Origin of the sequence: Snodgrassella sp. B3837 (assembly GCF_026535955.1) — a bacterium.
Lineage (GTDB): Bacteria > Pseudomonadota > Gammaproteobacteria > Burkholderiales > Neisseriaceae > Snodgrassella > Snodgrassella alvi_E.
Genome location: NZ_JAFNPI010000016.1, coordinates 1 through 460, shown reverse-complemented (window position 1 = coordinate 460; position 460 = coordinate 1).

The window sequence follows — 460 nt, the reverse complement described above, 5'->3', positions numbered from 1 at the left end:
CAGCCAGACAGCAAAAGCAGGCCAGTTAAACAGACAGCTTTAGCATACGAAATCAATAAATTTCTCATACTGATGTCTCCTGTAGGACTAAAGTATAAATTAGCATAATTTTAAGATAATGCAAACAAAAACATAAACAAAAATTAACTAGTGTAACGAAATATTAACTCTAAATAGATTATTATGTTTTAATATATATGCAATCTACCGAATATATTTAGCGTAAAATAGTGAGCAAACCGGAATTTCTCTTAAAAAATGGCAAATTGGCTGAATGAGGTTGTATCAATATTGCGTGCATTGTTACAAAAATAATTTCTGCTGTCAGTGGTGTAACGGGTATGCATCTGTTTCGATTTATACCTTGCCAGCCTGCTTTTTAATTAATTTGCCATCATTAGTCACCACCCAGCTATCCAGTATGGCAGTGATATTTTTTTCGGTTTGTTGCCATAGTTTT